Source organism: Shewanella phaeophyticola (assembly GCF_025398315.1).
In the GTDB taxonomy this organism is placed as follows: Bacteria; Pseudomonadota; Gammaproteobacteria; order Enterobacterales; family Shewanellaceae; genus Shewanella; species Shewanella phaeophyticola.
Genome location: NZ_JAODOQ010000001.1, coordinates 4,427,160 through 4,443,978, shown reverse-complemented (window position 1 = coordinate 4,443,978; position 16,819 = coordinate 4,427,160). Strand labels below are relative to the sequence as shown.

Below are 16,819 nucleotides of genomic sequence, written 5' to 3'. Positions count from 1 at the left end.
GTGCCTACCACTTTTGATTTATCTAGATTAGATCCCAAGCACTCAAATCACACCTCTCAGTTGACTGTAGATGTGGTTAAAGGACACTTTGAGCGTGGCGGTGAAATGCAATGGCAATCGCAAACCATCAATGTCGATAAAATTGTGTTATTTAATCCATTACCTCTAGAAAGCGGCTTAAATAAGTCGGCTAACAATGATTACCACACTCTGAATTATCACCCCGATGACAAGGTGCAATTTATTGTTAATACCCTTAGCGTTCGCCCAGATGCAGACCATATTGTTCGCATTGATAATGTGCAAACTCCACTGCCAAGCCAATTGACACTTGCAGCAGATAAACAGCTATTTATCTCTGAAAAGCTGCTTTCATCAGCTTTATCTGGCAAGGAGGATATCACACGGATTTACCTTGAATTAGGTGAACTAAAATGACCCAGCCGACCATTGCCGTCTTTCAGCATCATCCGGCTGAAGGGGTCGGGCGCATTGCATTGTGGGCAGAACGTCACGACATCACTCTTGAGTGCTTTTACGCCCCAGATGAATTGCCCGCATCGCTGATAAAATATCAGGGGTTAATTGTATTAGGTGAGGCCAATGAATGTGGCTGACAACCCATCATGGATGCGAGCTGAATGTGCATTGATTAACCAAGCCCTTGAGTTACCACGCCCAATATTAGCCATATGTTTAGGGGCGCAACTCCTGGCAATGCAACTGGGCGGTCAGGTCATTGAAATGGCAGCACCAGAACTAGGCTGGCAAGATATTACCTTTAATGACGGCAGCGTCTTATCGGTTCCGCAATGGCATGAACAAGGCGTCACCTTGCCGCAGCATATTGCAATATTAGCCTCAAGTGGACAATGTCCGGTACAAATGTACCGCCACCAGCATGCCATTGGTTTACAATTTCATCCTGAATGGGATGATAAACAAATCGAGCAGCTGGCTGAGTTTTTTGCTGATGAGTGCCCAATAACCATGGGCTACACACTCAACAACATCAAACCCAACTCGGCCAATTTTTATTTGAGTTACTGGATGCGCAATTTGTGTGAATTAATTATCTTCACACAGGTTTCGCCCTGCTGCATAACAACTTGGCTGGCGCGGACATACAGCGCCACGCGAACAAATTAACCGTGCTTCGTTTTTAATTCCGCGTTCAATCCAATTAATATTAAGGATTTTCGCCACACTGGTGAGGTCTTTTTTAATGTGTCTAGGGATGTCAATTGAGCCGCCATTGCCAGCACAAGCTTGTTTTAAATCGTTTGCAATCGACTGCGCATCTTTACCTTGAGCCTCAATTGCCGGATTTAAGTCGATTCCGGCACACAACACATGTGGGTTACCCGCCGAGTCATCGACTTTGATCGACTCACAACAATAAATCCGCGGCTCATTACCGACATTTAAAATCGATATTTGTGCCGAGGTGCCTTCAGTGGGCTCACTGATCATTCTAAATACTGCCCAATGCTGACACGGATCTTCCACCAAGCGCATATTACCCCATGGCAGTGGAATACCATTACCGCGATACACCGCTTTAAGCTTGCCAGGTGCATAAGCATCAAAGTAATGCCAGTGTGGGTATGGCGATACAACGGTCATGCGGCGCATGGCCACCGAGGCCGACACTTGCAATTGTTTATGCACGTTAATTTCATAGCCGTGACGGTCAAGCAACTGCCGATAAGGTACTTTAGGGCACAATAGTGCACCAGCAAAAAAGCTCGATTCAAAGTCACGCCAGGCATGCAAGATATCTTGAGCATTAATGTTATTTGATTGCGGTGCGTAGGCGTCTTCAGAGTCTTCTCTGCGCCCCGACATCATGACACTCTTTAATCCGTCTTTGTTGTGTAATACACAATGGCCAATATGCACTGCGAGGTCATATTTAAGACGATTAGGTCTCGTTTTTAAAATATTACTAACGTAAATAGTGCCAGGCGGTTCAAAAAAGGAGGTGACTAATTGCTTGGAGCTCATCCCCCTTTCGTCCATCACTTCTTTTGGCGCACGATCAATCCACTTAATTTTTAACCCCATGCCTTTGGCAATATCCATGATGTCTTCAATGGCTAGCGGCATACGCTTTAAGCCCACCTCTTCTGCGGCGCGCTCAAGATCAGGAAAGTGATTTTGGTGATGCTCTTGGTGTGCACGAATAAGCAAGTGAGCAAACTGACGACCACTGGTACCGGTTTGCGATAGCATTTCAGGAATAGCGATTTGCAAAATATCATTAGAAAACAAAAAGCTTGGTTCAAGCGGCATACCACTAACCCCGCCTTTGTTGCCTTTTTCTGGCGTAATCGCTTCATCCTCTGGCACATCATCAAGGAACCATTCAACTTCTTTTTGAAAAACGGCAGCAATAACAGCCAACATATGGGCACTCGGAACTCGTTTTCCGCGCTCGATCATCGATAAATATGACACCGAAGGCGCATTACTCGAGTCCACACGTACACAACGTGCTGACAAGTCTTCCATTGTTAAGTTATTGCGTTTACGCAAGTTTCTTATCTTTGTCCCCAAAAAATGGGTCTTTCGCATTAAGCTTTTTTCATTTCTCATTTTGTATAATTCACAGTGTAAAATTTTTATTGTGAAATTCTTTGTAAAAATAGCATAGACTAAAAATCAAGCTGGTAACAAGGCTTAATAGTAAACAAATAACAAAATTAATTTCTGACCTACAACACAAGAAGAGGATAAGGCGATGAATATGTCTACTCAAGCAAGCAATACAGCCACCCAAAACCTTAACCGCTTCATCGGTGAGCAATTTGTGGCGACAACAAACCAACAAGATCGCAGCACAAATGCAAAAGACTTTTTGGATGCGCAATTCCCATTAGCCAATGGTTCACATCAAGATGTGTGCAGTTACGTGGTTTACTACAACCACTTACTGGCTTTCTTAAAAGATGGCACCCAGTGTGGCTTACAAAATCCATGTCAATTTGTGGCGTTAACGAGCCACAAAAATGAGCCGACCTCTGTGGTATTGAAAAACAACGATACCCATGTAGAAATTTGTTTTGACCGCCTTGGCAAGTTAGGGGCAACAGACAATGCGCATATTGAAGATATTCAAGTCTCTATGCCGATTAAAAACTTACCGACACCTTACAAACAGTGGATTAGCTTACTGCACACGAGCTGCCAGCCGACCGAAGGTAACTGCAAGGTATTTACAGCTAAAGATGGCACAGACTACGCTTTACATCAGCGCTAATGCATACTCAAAGTGATGCATGCTCGAAGCGATAAATAGTCGCCACATTAAATCGCGGCAATACATTGCGAGTATCAAGCAGAAAAGACTTCTCCCATTTAATCAATGTGAGAAGTCTTTTTGTTATTGTGTTAGTTGTATTAAGGCCAGAAAAAGCGAGACTTTTGCGTCACCTGATTTAACGGTGTTATTGGGGTTGGGCTAGCGGCATTGTTAATTTGAGTCACACTAAATTGCAGTGTTTGCTGGCTAGTATCATCAACGCGCTCACTACGACGACTACTAACCGTAATAGGATAATCTAATTGTTCGCCTGGTTTTATCTGCACCACAGTGTCGGTCACTATGGTAAACGTTGGCATTTCATCACTGAACACCTCGATTTGATATACTGCAGCTTGTTGAGTTTTATTACGAATTTTAAGCTGATAGCTGTTTTCAACCCTATCGACACCCACTTCACGGTACAAGGTTTGCCGGTCTCGGATGACATTAAGCTGAATATGATTTAATTGGTTTAAATCGATAATAATTAACCCAATCATTATCAACAGTGCGCTGGCGTATCCGAGGGCTTTGAGCGAAAACACACTGGCTTGAGGCTGACCTTTTAAGGTTTTTTCGCTGGTAAAACTAATAAGATTGGCAGCATAGCCAAACTTTTCCATGGTTTGATTACAGGCATCAACGCAGGCACCACAATTAATGCACTCGTATTGCAGCCCATTGCGAATATCTATCCCTGTTGGGCACACATCAACACATAAGTTGCAGTCAACACAATCACCTAACTCGGTTTTTTCAGCGCGTTTACGTAGCCCACGAGACTCGCCGCGCGCCGCATCATAGCTCACTGTTTTGGTATTTGCGTCAAACATCACCGCTTGAAAGCGTGAGTAGGGGCAACAATGCAAACACATCATTTCGCGCATCCAACCAGCATTTACATAAGTACATATAGCAAAAAACCATACCCAGGCACCGATCCAAAAACCACTGCTTGCACTAAAAATATCAATGTACAGTTCACGCGCAGGCATAAAATAACTGATAAACCCGCATCCTGTAAGTAAGGCAAACACAATCCATAAGGTATGTTTGGTCAGCCGTTTACGTAATTTACTTATTGACCATGGCGCTTTGTCTAAGGCAGCTCGATGATGATGGTTACCTTCAATTTTGGCTTCGATCCACATGTAAATAAATGTCCAGGCGGTTTGTGGGCACATAAAGCCGCACCATACACGCCCCCAATATACAGTGACAAAAAACAACGCAAACGCAGCCGCCATAAAAAACCACGCTAATACAGTAAAGTCCTGTGGCCACAAGGTGAGATTAAAGAAAAAGAATTGCTGCTCGGTGACATTAAACAAAATCGCCTGACGGCTCTGATAGTTAATAAAAGGCAGTAAAAAGAATAATGCGATCAGCAAGGTATTGCTGTACTGGCGCAAACGCTGAAAGACCCCTTTTTGTTCACGCACATGGATTTTTGCTGACGGCGTGGCGATTTGAACCACATCAATACGCTGTGAAGCTTTGAATTTATCACTTAATTGAGCTGCTGACGTAACTTGAGCTGATGAGTTGGGCATAACGGGTTTCCTATAACACGGTATTACCCTGCTATAGCAAAGACTAAGCCAACAAAAGAAAACACTTAAGGCTATGATTTAATATAACTTTGCTGGAATTCACCTATCAAGATATCACGATATATCGTCACTATAGCGATATATCGTGATTACCCGTGCATGAAAAAATATGTTACCGCTCAATGCCGAGCTTTTTCATACGAGACCGAAGGGTGCTGGCGGGCATGTCTAAAATAGCAGCTGCACCTTGTGCACCAGAAATCCGCCAGTGCGTTGTGTTAAGCACTGCAACAATGTGCTCAGCTTCTGCTTGTGCCATGGTTAGCATTGCCGTGGTTGACGGCGCAGATCCCAATGCTGGCAAAGTATTAAATGACAACTGGCCATTTGACGACAAAATGATTTCTCGCTCAATCAAGTTTTGTAACTCTCGTACGTTACCAGGCCAGGTATACTGTTGGAGGTTTTTTAATCCTTTCGTACTGACCTTGGTGATTTTTTTACCTAGCTTTTTACTCAATGATGCCGCTAAGTCGCTCACCAACTGGGGGATATCTTCACGGCGTTCGCGTAGTGGTGGCACGGTAATCGGAAATACATTTAAGCGATAATATAAATCCATTCGAAACAAGCCTTGTTCTACTCGTGCAGTTAAATCATGGTGAGTTGCTGCAATTAAGCGAATATTCACGCTGATCGTTTCACTACTGCCAACCCTTTCAAAGCTTTGCTCTTGAATAACACGTAGCAGCTTTGATTGGGCAGATAAACTCAGCTCAGCAATTTCATCTAAAAATAAAGTGCCATTATGTGCCAGTTCAAAGCGGCCTTTACGCCGCGCTGTTGCACCAGTAAATGCACCTTTTTCATGACCAAATAGTTCGCTTTCTAATAACGCACTGGAAAAAGCCGCACAGTTAACACTGACCATGGGCTGATTTTTACGGTGGCTTAGTCTATGTAAGCTGCGAGCCACTAACTCTTTGCCTGTGCCATTTTCGCCGCAAATAAGTACCGTGCTGTCGGTATTGGCCACCAGATTAATTTGCTGAATTAACTGCTTAATCGGTTGGCTATTGCCTGAAAGGCCTAACGCACCTTGCTGACCTTGTAGCTCTGTGAGTAAATATTGGTTTTCTGACGCGAGGCGTTCAGACAATGCTTGCACCTGCGCCAAAGCTTGCCTAAGTGATTGTTCGGTATGTTTTTGCATGCTGACATCACGAAATATCGCGATAACACCAACTAACTTTTGTTGATGATAAACCGGTGTCGAGCTGTAATACACGGGAAAACTGCTACCGTCTTTGCGCCAAAAGACATCATCAGACACCTGGCGCGGTATAGCATCGTGCAATGTGCGATAAATTGGGCAATCATGTTGTGGATAATGGCTACCGTCGGCATGGCTATGATGATGACAATCGTGAATGTTTTTACCAATTAACTCTTCACTCTTCCAGCCGGTCATTTGCTCTGCAGCTGGGTTAATAAACACCGCATTTCCGTCTAAATCAAAACCATAAACGCCCTCGCTCATGGCGTTAAGCAGTAAGGTGTTTTCAGGTAAAAAATGCCTTGAAGTTAGCATTGGGTTGTGGGGTAAATCAGTCATATAAACCATAGCATTAAACATGTATGGGTTTAGTATAACTAAGTCACGAAATATCGCGACCTGTATTCAATGATATTTTAATCCCTTAATCTCACGAGAAGGTAAGCTAAAATGAGATAAACACAAAAGATGCATTGGGTGCGCGCCACTGCATTCATAGATATTGCACCTATTAGTTCTTTAGAAGGGTGAGTTTTCATTTGAGTGGGTTAGCACAACAGACTGAGAATACCCGTTATCGACCACTTAATTAACGCGATATCAATATCGTAGCAAGCCATCTTACTGGGATAAATGCATTAGTAAAAAGGAGTTGGATCGACTTCAAGGGTTCCCGGAGAAACGCCACGCTCAATATTGATATCCACTTTGTGTATGTCAACTAGCGCGACTTCGGTATAGCGTTTATGTTTTAGTGAGTAAAAACATTTAACAATGGGATGTAGCGCATCGCGGCCTTTAGAGTCCCACACAATGCCGACACGTTCGTCAGATAACAGCACCAACGAGCCAACAGGGTAAATCCCCACACAACGAATAAACTCATACACCAATTTTTGGTCTAAATGAAATGGCGTTAAACTCAGTAAAATTTTAAAAGCCGCCGCAGGACTCATGGCTTCTTTGTAGCAACGAGTCGCGGTTAACGCGTCGAAGATATCCACAATGCAACTCATACGACCATGTTGTGGAATTTGGGATTCAGTTAAACCATTAGGGTAACCTTTGCCATCCAGTTTTTCATGGTGCATTAAACACACATCTTTACTAACTTGCGACAAGCCTTTGGTTTCATTCATGATTTCCATTGCATACACTTGATGCAACTTCATGTGTTCAAACTCTTCTGGAGTCAACTTTCCTGGTTTATGCAAAACGTCGTTGTTGACTTTAATTTTGCCAATATCATGCAAAATACCGCCCACGGCCATTTGTTTGAGCAATTCACGATCAAGGCCTAAGTGCTTACCAAAAGTCACTAATAAAAATGCGACATTAATTGAGTGCTCAAGCAAGTAGGCATCTTTAGTGCGCAATGCAGAAATACACTTAAATGCATCGGCATCGGCTATCACCGACTCAATCATTTTGTCAGCAACATCTTCAATTTGGCCTACTTCAATGGCTTTGCCTTCGAAGGTTTCAGACATTACTTTTTTGATTAAACCTTTGGCCTCTGCAAGCAGTTTTTTGGCTTGAGATTGTTGACCATCTCGGCTGACAGTGGCTTTACGTGCCAATGGATTAGTGGCGCTATTCGATTTGTTGGCTTTTTTTAAGCCGCAATTATCTGACGAGCGCTCAACATCGACCCATACCGTGGTAATGTTGTTTTTTTTCAGCTTAACAATGGCGTCACGGTGCTTAATTTGACCCGGATTACGGATATCAATTTTACTTTGTTGGCGATCAATCGCGGTAACAAACATGCCCAGGGCAAGCTTGTCGACTGGGATCTTTATGACATTGTTTGATTCAACAGAATCACTCATGTACACGCACTCCGGGAAAAAACTTAAATAGTGGGATCTACATCACACAAACTCTCACGTTATTTTGACTTAATTTCTCTTATTAGACTACTGATTTAATGTACTTATCAGCGCATATTCTCAAGAAATGTGAGCAACTCTTTAAAAATCACTATTTTACAAAATAGGCTTTATTGACTCTCTATACCTAGGGTCTGTTGATCTTTCAAGATTGTTTTTGCAGCGAATTGTTGGTCATTACTCATATACAAGTGCGCGGCAGAGACTTTGAGGTGTAGTTATTCTACATAAAAAGTCGATAACGCAGTAAAAATGGCCAACAAACGCTGCCTGAAAGGTTCGGCTAAAAACGTTTTACTCTTTGTTGAATGATTCTTTGCAAATAAAGAGTTGCTTAGATGACTAGGCATCAATCCATTCGCCTCGATTAAAACGTTTTTAACTCGAACAAAATTCAAACAGCAAAGATCAACAGACCCTAGTAAATCTCAGCCAGCTGGTTTACTGGAGTAGCTTGAGCTACAAATCATTAAAATAAAGCAAACATATGTGTAATTCAATTACACTCAAATCACGAATTTATCTTTTTCTGCAGGTCACTATGAAATTAACCATACTGTTATATTAGTAATTCAGATCACACGATTTAACCTTGCTAATTGACAGTATTTCATCACTTTATTACCGTAACGCAGACAACTCTACTCGTGAGGACATTCTACTTGGGTCACTTCTTCGAAACACATTTCAGTGAACTGATTACTAAGCTTAACCAGCTCAGTAAAGTACCTGCACGAGAAGCGATTATTCAACTATCTGTAGAAGCGCCAGCGCTACCGCTATTATCGTGGTTAGCAGCACAGCAGCAGTTTCCCAAAATATACTGGCACGGTAGAGACAGAGACGAAGATGTTGCCGCCATTGGCACCTGTAAAAGCTTCTTTTTTGAAGACCAAGTAGACGACAATGCTTTAGCGAAAATTTATCAACAGCAACGCAATAAAACCAGCCAACAAGACATCCGTTATTACGGTGGTTTAGCTTTTGACCGCACAGTAGAATGCTGGCCTGAATTTGGCCGAGCCCATTTTGTGTTACCAAGAATAGAGTTACGCCGCCACGGTAACAAGCTTAGGATTTTGGTTAATCTTAATTTTGAAGACACAGATCCGCAGCAAGAAATTCAAGCGGCACTTAACGCAATCGCACAAGTGCAAAAGCCAAAACCTTTGTCACCACCTCATAAAATGACATTAATGGTAGCCGCAGTGATTTACCCCATTATGAGCGCTGGGAAGAATTAGTTAATCAAGTCACCCAAGAAAAGTTTAACCGTACAACGCCAAAAGTGGTGTTGTCACGCCACACTCAAATTGATGTGAGTGACGATATTGATCCTTGGACAGTGTTGGCATGCTGGCAAGGCAGAAACCCCAACAGTTTTCAGTTTGGCTTTCAATTTAGTCCAGAACGGGCATTTATTTCATGCTCTCCCGAGCGGTTATATCTTCGTCGTCAACAAGAGTTATTTACCGAGGCGCTTGCTGGTACAACGGTACGCGGACTCAACCCAGATGAAGATACCATACTCGCCCAAGCATTATTGGACGACATTAAAAACAGCCATGAAAACCAATTGGTGAGAAAACACATTGTCGATGTGTTGACGCCACTAAGCCAATATATTGGGGCTGACGAACAACCTAAAATCTTTAAACTTAACCATATTCAGCATTTACATCGCTCCATTCGTGCACAGTTACAACCTGGGGTCAGTGATTTTGAATTATTACGCGCACTGCATCCCACTCCTGCCGTTGGCGGACTGCCTCGCGAAGCAGCATTAAACTTTATTCGTCAACGCGAGGGTTACGCTCGGGGTTGGTATGCGGGTGCTTGTGGTTATTTTAATCGAAATGAATCTGAGTTTTCGGTTGCTATTCGCAGTGCCTTAATAGAACCAAGAAGAATCAATTTATTTGCCGGTGCAGGGATTGTAGCGGGCTCAGATCCGCTCGCAGAATGGCAAGAATTAGAAAATAAATTGGCCACGGTGTTGGCTATTTTAATCGACTTTTAGTCACTGTTTAATCTTTCGCTTGGGTATAACCCATGCTATTATCCCGCCCCCATGTTTGCAGCAACCTTTGCATTGGTATCACGCCAGGTAAAAATCGCGAAAATAAACAAACATAACCATAATGATAATATTCTCTGTATCAGTCAGTTATTGGCGCTGTTGTAGGTAACTCAATGGCCAAGATGACGCTTTTAAAGACTGTTAATCAAATTAATAGCGGGTTCCCTCACCCCGCGCTAACCCAATTAAAAAGGCCACAATATGTTGCAGTTATCCCAGGCGAAATATCGCCGAGCACTGATGCTATTAGTCAGTTTTCATATCTTAATTATTTGCGCAAGTAACTACCTTGTTCAATTACCTTTCCAGTTGTTTAGCTACCACACCACTTGGGGTGCATTTAGCTTTCCGTTTGTGTATTTAGCCACCGATTTAACCGTGAGAATTTTTGGCCAACAAGCGGCTAGAAGCATTATTCTCAAAGCAATGATCCCTGCGTTATTAGTGTCGTATTTAGTGGGAGTATTGTTCCATCAGAGCCAACTACAAGATTTTGCAGCTTTAGCACAGTGGAATAGCTTTGTATTTCGCATTGCCTTTGCCAGCTTTGTGGCTTATTTGATTGGTCAGCTTATGGATATTACGGTATTTGCTAAGTTACGCCGTGCAAAAGCATGGTGGGTAGCTCCTGCGGCCTCAACTTTAATTGGTAACTTGGTCGATACGCTGGTGTTTTTCAGTGTGGCTTTTTATGCCTCTAGTGACACCTTTATGGCAACCCATTGGCCAGAGATCGCCACTGTCGATTACGGCTTTAAGTTGATTGTGAGTTTAGGATTATTTTTACCCGCTTATGGCGTATTGCTAAAAGTACTTCAGGACACCATTTTATTTGATAGCCCAAAAGGACAAGACAACATTGTTGTTGATGTTGTTAAGTAATTGAGCTGGCTATGCATCTAGTTACTCATTGCGGGTTGAGCCAGTTCGGCTCGTAATCTTGGTATCAATGAAATCCGCACCATCTCAAGCGACACGATTAAGCCAGTAGCGTCTTGCTGTTGGCTTAATCGCATAAAAAATAACGCTCAAGTCTATGCCATTTAAAGCCTCTATCGTAAACACAGAAGCTATATCAACAACACACTAATAAAATAATTATATATTTTTCATAAGGTTGTGAATTAATCGTTGGAAGGTGTAAATGATAACAATGTAAAGATTACTTATTTAGAAATGAACCTATTGCAAATGGTAATGAGAATGATTATTATTAATTTGCGTTCCAAAACTCGGTTTACTTTATAGAGACTTCATCACCTTTATTGGTTTACAGAGTTCGCAAGCACGACATTGCTCACACACTCTTTGTGGCCGGGTTATTAACCCGGCTTTTTTTTGCCTGCTTTTTACCTACGTTTTATCACCAAACTGCAAACCATCATACGGCTTCAAGCTGCTGATCAGCTTTGGCTTTATGGTATAAGCCAATAGTAAATACTGTGCCTATATCCACTGTTGATTTGACTTCAATGGTGCCACCAAGGCGCTTAATAATACCGTAGCTTAGAGATAAACCTAACCCTGTACCGTCTTTGCGGGTGGTGTAAAAGGGGTCGAAAATACGACCTAAATCTTTCTTGCTAATACCGATACCTTCATCCTCAATCTCAATTTTCACCCCAATACTTTGGCCATCTTCTATCCAATCGTAAGTTCTTACCCAAATACGACCATTGTCTGTAATCGCATGGGCTGCGTTAACCATTAAATTAATTAACACCTGTAATAATTGCGGTCGATTAACTTCAACAATGCCGGTAGCATTCAGCTCTTTGACTAACTCAACTTTTTGCTGCTCAATTGAGTGACGCGCCAATAGTAATACTTCTTCGACAATGGGAGTAATAGCTTGTGGCTCAATAGGTGCATTAAACTCACCAGGGCGACTGTACTGCAATAAACTGCGGATAATCGTGGTGATCCTACTTCACCTGTTGAATCACTAAATCGATTTCTTCTTCAACCGCTTTAGCATCATCACCGAGCTCGTATTTGAGTAATTCCATATTACCCAAAATCACTGCTGTGGGATTATTGATTTCATGCGCAATACCGGCAATTAACTCACCTAATGCGGTCAGTTTTTCGTTGGTTACCAGTTGTTGACGAGTGGCATGCAATAATGCAACGTTGCGTTCGAGTTCTTCGGTTTTATCTTGCAAGCTACGGGTGCGTTGTTCAACTTTGATTTCTAGCTGTTCTGCTGCGGCTTGTATTTGCGCATTACGTCGTTGTAACTGATCTAGCATTCGGTCAAATTGTTCGGCTAAATTGGCCAGTTCGTTCTCTTTATTAAGTCCTAGGTTACCAATCCTGACATTTCGTCCCGCTTGCACAGCCGTGACAACCTGGTGAATATATTCTATTGGTTGCAATAAACTGTTAGCACCGCGATACACTAAAAAGCCAGATAAAAACAATACAATCACTAGGATGGTGCCAAGCTCAATAATGTTTAATAAGTAATTATGTAAAAATGGCGCCTCAGAAAACCCAGCGTACACCATGCCGACACGCTTACCGCGAATATCGTACAAGGGCGAATAACCCGATATATACCAATCATTAAAAACAAACGCACGGTTAATCCAGGTTTCGCCTTCAATTAATACTTGTTGGCCGACTTCATCAGAGACTAATGTCCCGATTGCACGGTTATTTTTTTCTTGCTTGCTCGGAAACTGTTCCAAAGGCACATTAGTACTAATGCGAATGTTGTCTAAAAATAAGGTGACGGTACCAATAGAGCGCTCAGGCAAGGTCCTTTGTCGTACACAAGATCACGAATATGATCAACTATGGCCGTATTGTGGTTATAGATAATCCCACCATCTAAATACCAAAACACATTGCCAGTTAAATCGGTAACGGGCATTAATGTGCGGCTCAATAAACCGCGAGTCTCTGACTTTTTTTCAGGCGTTGTAGCATGCCGAGTCGGCACGAGTTCAACATAGGCTTTGTCGGCAAGCGATGAGTTAATCCGGGCTAATTGTGTTTTAGATAATACCATTAACCCTGAAATAGCCTGTTGCTGAGTTTGATGCAACATTAGGCGTAAGTCAGGATCTGCTGCGGCATCTGCCACACTGATGAGTCGTAAAAAGTCTAACCCTAGTGTTTGTTGCTTTTGCGCCAGTAAAATATTGAGTGCATTAATTGCTGCGCTATTTGGCTTAGGGTCATTTTGATTTAACAATTGAAAAGCATGTTGAAAGTCCCATGAGCCACTGATCGTACTCAATTGGTGCTGTTGCCGTTGTTGTACTTGAGACAAGGTATTATCAGCGACAACCAAATCAGCCTTTACCTTCATAAACAACTGCTTGCCTGTATATATCACATTCCAATATATCGTGATAAAAACCAGGCTAACCAGCGTTAATATAATGGGTAATAAGGTAAGAAATAAAATTCGATAGCGGATCTTTGACTGCATCTGCTGCCAGCTAATACCAAAGACCCGGGTGATAACTCCTGAGGACTGCGCCACTATTGCGCTTCTCCATCAGTGTCATCATCAAGGTTCGCCCACTCTTTGTATTTACGATCTAGGGTTTTGCGCGACACACCTAAGTCACGGGCGGCAGCAGACTTATTACCATTATGGGCATCAACAACTTGGGTTACATGCTGCTTTTCGACTTCTTTTAACGGCCAATCTAAAGGGTATCCCATTGCTTCTGGGATCACGGTGACAGCGGGTTTTTTCCAATATTCAGCAGGGGGTTTACCCAATAAAATACAACGTTCAATCATATTGCGTAGTTCACGAATATTACCCGGCCAATCGTATTGCTGAAGTACTTGTAAATCTTCATGGCTCCAAATGATGTCCTTGATCCCCAGCTCTTGTGACAACTGTAATGTAAAGTAATGGGTGAGTTCGACCACATCTTCAGGGCGAGAGCGTAACGAAGGGATAACAATATTGAGCACGTTTAAACGATAAAATAAATCCCGACGAAAACGTCCAGCCTCAACTTCATCAATCAATAACCGATTAGTTGCCGCAACCACACGCACATCAATTTCTATTTCTTTTTCACTGCCTACAGGCCTAATGGCGCGTTCTTCAAGGACTCGTAACAGTGCGGTTTGCATGTTCATTGGCATTTCGCCAATTTCATCTAAAAAGATAGTGCCACCAGAGGCATAACTAAATAGACCCTCACGCATCCCTTTGGCACCGGTAAATGCGCCGGCTGTATGACCAAATAACTCACTGGCCAATAATTCTGGTGCTATGGCTCCACAGTTTACGGGGACAAATGCCCCGCTACGGCCACTGAGTTGATGTAATTGTCTGGCCACCAGCTCTTTACCCGTGCCAGATTCTCCTTCAATGAGCACCACTGCATTAGTTGGCGCAATGCGTTCGATAACCTGTTTAACATCGCGAATGGCTTCGCTATTTCCAATAATGTTGGAAGACTGCCCATGAGCAAGCTCACGGCGTAACATAAAGTTTTCACGTTTTAATAAGCGCTTTTCGATGCAACGATCAACTGCTGTCATCATTTGCTCAAGATGGAATGGCTTCATAATAAAATCAGATGCGCCAGCCCGCAGAGCTTTAATCGCGACATCCATGTCGGCATAACCCGTCATAAAAATAATGTCAGACTGCCTGTCTGGATCATTTAACGCTTCATGCCATTCAATACCTGAGCGATCGGGTAATCGAATATCAACAACTAATAAATCAAAATGCCCCTGACTACGGATCGTTTCAGCTTCTGCTATGGTGGATGCAGTTTCAACTAAAGCAAACTTTTTGGTTAACGCTTTTTTAAAAAGCTGCGCATGCCTGGTTCATCATCAACGATTAAAACCGACATACTAGTGTGTGCTATAGGATTAATATGTACATCTGAACTCATAAGTAGACTCTACATTAGGACATTTTGACTCGCTTAAGCTCACTTTAACATTGAATTCATCCGACAGGGTCACTATGAACCACAGAAAAGTGATCATGGGACAATTTGTCTAATATAATTTATTTAAGCTTGAGATCAAGTTCACAGTTTCGATTTTAGCCGTGAAGTGTATTTGCATAAATCCCATTTGGCATTTAACTTGCTTATGGCTTTGGTAATTAAGCAAAAACTCGCTTAAGGACAATTTAATTAAGTAGATGAATTCTGGTCATTAATACAACAAGGAATGGAAATGTTAAAACTCAAAGCAAGTGTCAGTATGTTGTTAGCCGCTACAGTGTTAAGCGGTGCGATGTTCAGCCCTGTGGCTTTAGCGGGTGAAGTCATTAAACTCGCAACAACAACGAGTACCGAAAACTCAGGCTTATTAGGTGCCATTTTACCTAAATTTGAAGCTGAGTCAGGTTACACTGTTCAAGTGATTGCCACCGGTACAGGTAAAGCATTAAAGCTGGCAAGTCAGGGAGATGTTGATGTCGTTATGACTCATGCTCCTGCCGCCGAAGCAAAATTTGTGGCTGACGGTTTTGGTATTGAACCTCGTGGCATTATGGAAAACGATTTTATTGTATTAGAGCCTAAAAATGACCCTGCGGCAGCAAAATCAAGCAAAGATGTCGCTGAAGCTTTTGGCAAAATAGCTCATAAGCCAAGTAAGTTTGTTTCTCGTGGTGATAATTCTGGCACCAACATGAAAGAACTTGCGATTTGGAAAAGTGCGGGCGTAGCCCCTGACTTTAACGGTTATACTTCTGTCGGCCAAGGCATGGGGAAAACCTTATTGATGGCTGATGAGTTACAAGCGTATACATTAACAGACCGTGGAACATATATTGCCTATAAAGCTAAACTAAATCTTAACATTAGCTTTGAAGGTGGCGCAGCGTTAGCCAACCCTTACCAGATTATGTTGATTAACCCAGCAAAATACCCAGATTTAAACCATAAAGGCGCAAAAGCATTAAGCGACTGGTTTATCAGCCCTGCAACACAAACGATGATTAACGAGTTCACCGTGCAAGGAGAGCAATTGTTTAAGGCAACTTATAAGAAATGAGTGAAGGCTGGTTAGCCCTATTGCAGCAAGCATTTAGCTTGCTGCTATCTTTCGACCCTGATGTATGAGCCATTATAAACATTTCATTTTCAGTGTCTTTTGCGGCGCTGCTGATCACTATTATCCCGTCGATTATCTTAGGTTTCATCCTTGCCTTTAGCCATTTTCGCGGTCGATGGATCGTTATAAATTTAGTGCAAACGCTACAATCTATTCCAACTGTTGTGATTGGTTTATTGGTGTATTTGTTGTTGACTCGTAATGGTGCTTTGGGTGATTTAAAATGGCTATTTACCCAAAAAGGCATGATTTTAGGACAAATGCTCATTTGCGCTCCCGTATTAATCGCCTTATCTCAAGCGGCTTTTTCCAGTGTAGATCGACGAGCTTGGGAAACCTCCCGAACGTTAGGCGCCTCCTGGTTACGTGCGGTTTGGACATTATGTCGTGAATTACGAGTACCGCTCTTGTTAGCCATTATTGCTGGTTTTAGCCGAATTTTGACTGAAGTGGGCTGTTCTATGATGGTCGGTGGTAATATTATGGATGTTACTCGTAATATTCCCACAGCTATAGCGCTCGAAACCAGCAAGGGCGATTTTGCTCAAGCAATTGCCTTGGGATTAGTGTTACTCATACTCGCCTTAGTGCTAAACTTCATTTTGGGTTCATTGCGAGGCAAAGCCCTCCCAAGGAGTCATTAGGATG

Annotated in this window: 10 protein-coding genes and 4 pseudogenes; 8 read left to right on the top strand and 6 right to left on the bottom strand. The window is 42.5% G+C overall.

The genetic code is table 11. From position 1 onward, the window contains the following. The 3 genes from N4T56_RS20680 to N4T56_RS20670 are packed head-to-tail and all read left to right on the top strand — an operon-like array spanning position 1 to position 1,149. Positions 1–438, top strand: a complete 438-nt coding sequence (locus tag N4T56_RS20680; protein ID WP_261734507.1) for a hypothetical protein — start codon at positions 1–3, stop codon at positions 436–438. Beyond that, the gene (locus N4T56_RS20675) at positions 435–617 is read left to right on the top strand and encodes a hypothetical protein (protein ID WP_261734506.1); all 183 of its coding nucleotides are present in this window, start codon (positions 435–437) and stop codon (positions 615–617) included. The genes N4T56_RS20680 and N4T56_RS20675 overlap by 4 nt, the downstream gene beginning before the upstream one ends. Further along, positions 604–1,149: a type 1 glutamine amidotransferase gene (locus N4T56_RS20670; RefSeq protein ID WP_261734505.1), complete on the top strand. Its 546-nt coding sequence runs from the start codon at positions 604–606 to the stop codon at positions 1,147–1,149. The genes N4T56_RS20675 and N4T56_RS20670 overlap by 14 nt, the downstream gene beginning before the upstream one ends. Here the strand turns inward: N4T56_RS20670 and N4T56_RS20665 are convergent. Then, the gene (locus tag N4T56_RS20665; RefSeq protein WP_261734504.1) at positions 1,069–2,598 is read right to left on the bottom strand and encodes a DUF3612 domain-containing protein; all 1,530 of its coding nucleotides are present in this window, start codon (positions 2,596–2,598) and stop codon (positions 1,069–1,071) included. The two genes, N4T56_RS20670 and N4T56_RS20665, sit on opposite strands and share 81 nt — an antisense overlap. Positions 2,599–2,749: 151 nt before the next feature. Here N4T56_RS20665 and N4T56_RS20660 point away from each other — a divergent pair, with 151 nt between their 5' ends. Next, a complete protein-coding gene (locus N4T56_RS20660) occupies positions 2,750–3,262 on the top strand; it encodes a malate synthase (RefSeq protein ID WP_261734503.1) in 513 nt (170 codons plus the stop codon). Between the two features lie 140 nt (positions 3,263–3,402). Here the strand turns inward: N4T56_RS20660 and ccoG are convergent, their stop codons facing one another. The 3 genes from ccoG to N4T56_RS20645 form a co-directional block, all read right to left on the bottom strand. Further along, complete coding sequence (gene ccoG, locus N4T56_RS20655; RefSeq protein WP_261734502.1) at positions 3,403–4,860, bottom strand: cytochrome c oxidase accessory protein CcoG; 1,458 nt, start codon at positions 4,858–4,860, stop codon at positions 3,403–3,405. Positions 4,861–5,032: 172 nt separating this feature from the next. Further along, on the bottom strand, positions 5,033–6,475 hold the full coding sequence (locus N4T56_RS20650) for a sigma-54 interaction domain-containing protein (protein WP_261734501.1): 1,443 nt from the start codon (positions 6,473–6,475) through the stop codon (positions 5,033–5,035). Positions 6,476–6,774: 299 nt separating this feature from the next. Then, positions 6,775–7,968, bottom strand: coding sequence for an HD-GYP domain-containing protein (locus N4T56_RS20645; RefSeq protein WP_261734500.1), 1,194 nt, complete (start codon positions 7,966–7,968; stop codon positions 6,775–6,777). Positions 7,969–8,690: 722 nt separating this feature from the next. On the opposite strand from N4T56_RS20645, the pseudogene N4T56_RS20640 reads away from it, so the two are divergent. Both N4T56_RS20640 and N4T56_RS20635 read left to right on the top strand, forming a co-directional pair. Beyond that, positions 8,691–10,048: pseudogene (locus N4T56_RS20640) on the top strand (isochorismate synthase). Between the two features lie 261 nt (positions 10,049–10,309). Next, positions 10,310–10,990, top strand: coding sequence for a 7-cyano-7-deazaguanine/7-aminomethyl-7-deazaguanine transporter (locus N4T56_RS20635; protein WP_261734499.1), 681 nt, complete (start codon positions 10,310–10,312; stop codon positions 10,988–10,990). A 471-nt stretch (positions 10,991–11,461) separates the two neighbouring features. On the opposite strand, the pseudogene N4T56_RS20630 reads toward N4T56_RS20635, so the two are convergent. Continuing rightward, positions 11,462–13,550: pseudogene (locus tag N4T56_RS20630) on the bottom strand (sensor histidine kinase). A 53-nt stretch (positions 13,551–13,603) separates the two neighbouring features. Continuing rightward, a pseudogene (locus N4T56_RS20625) lies at positions 13,604–15,091 on the bottom strand (sigma-54-dependent transcriptional regulator). Positions 15,092–15,313: 222 nt separating this feature from the next. On the opposite strand from N4T56_RS20625, the gene N4T56_RS20620 reads away from it, so the two are divergent. Both N4T56_RS20620 and N4T56_RS20615 read left to right on the top strand, forming a co-directional pair. Beyond that, complete coding sequence (locus N4T56_RS20620) at positions 15,314–16,111, top strand: substrate-binding domain-containing protein (RefSeq protein ID WP_390904137.1); 798 nt, start codon at positions 15,314–15,316, stop codon at positions 16,109–16,111. Beyond that, positions 16,108–16,815: pseudogene (locus N4T56_RS20615) on the top strand (ABC transporter permease). Before N4T56_RS20620 ends, N4T56_RS20615 begins: the two are co-directional and overlap by 4 nt. Positions 16,816–16,819 lie beyond the last annotated feature (4 nt).

Bases quoted from the DNA above. Each gene is read 5' to 3' on its own strand.
- N4T56_RS20675 (WP_261734506.1), top strand. From the start codon at position 435: ATGACCCAGCCGACCATTGCCGTCTTTCAGCATCATCCGGCTGAAGGG.
- N4T56_RS20670 (WP_261734505.1), top strand. From the start codon at position 604: ATGAATGTGGCTGACAACCCATCATGGATGCGAGCTGAATGTGCATTG.
- N4T56_RS20665 (WP_261734504.1), bottom strand. From the start codon at position 2,598: ATGAGAAATGAAAAAAGCTTAATGCGAAAGACCCATTTTTTGGGGACA.
- N4T56_RS20660 (WP_261734503.1), top strand. From the start codon at position 2,750: ATGTCTACTCAAGCAAGCAATACAGCCACCCAAAACCTTAACCGCTTC.
- ccoG (WP_261734502.1), bottom strand. From the start codon at position 4,860: ATGCCCAACTCATCAGCTCAAGTTACGTCAGCAGCTCAATTAAGTGAT.
- N4T56_RS20650 (WP_261734501.1), bottom strand. From the start codon at position 6,475: ATGACTGATTTACCCCACAACCCAATGCTAACTTCAAGGCATTTTTTA.
- N4T56_RS20645 (WP_261734500.1), bottom strand. From the start codon at position 7,968: ATGAGTGATTCTGTTGAATCAAACAATGTCATAAAGATCCCAGTCGAC.
- N4T56_RS20635 (WP_261734499.1), top strand. From the start codon at position 10,310: ATGTTGCAGTTATCCCAGGCGAAATATCGCCGAGCACTGATGCTATTA.
- N4T56_RS20620 (WP_390904137.1), top strand. From the start codon at position 15,314: ATGTTGTTAGCCGCTACAGTGTTAAGCGGTGCGATGTTCAGCCCTGTG.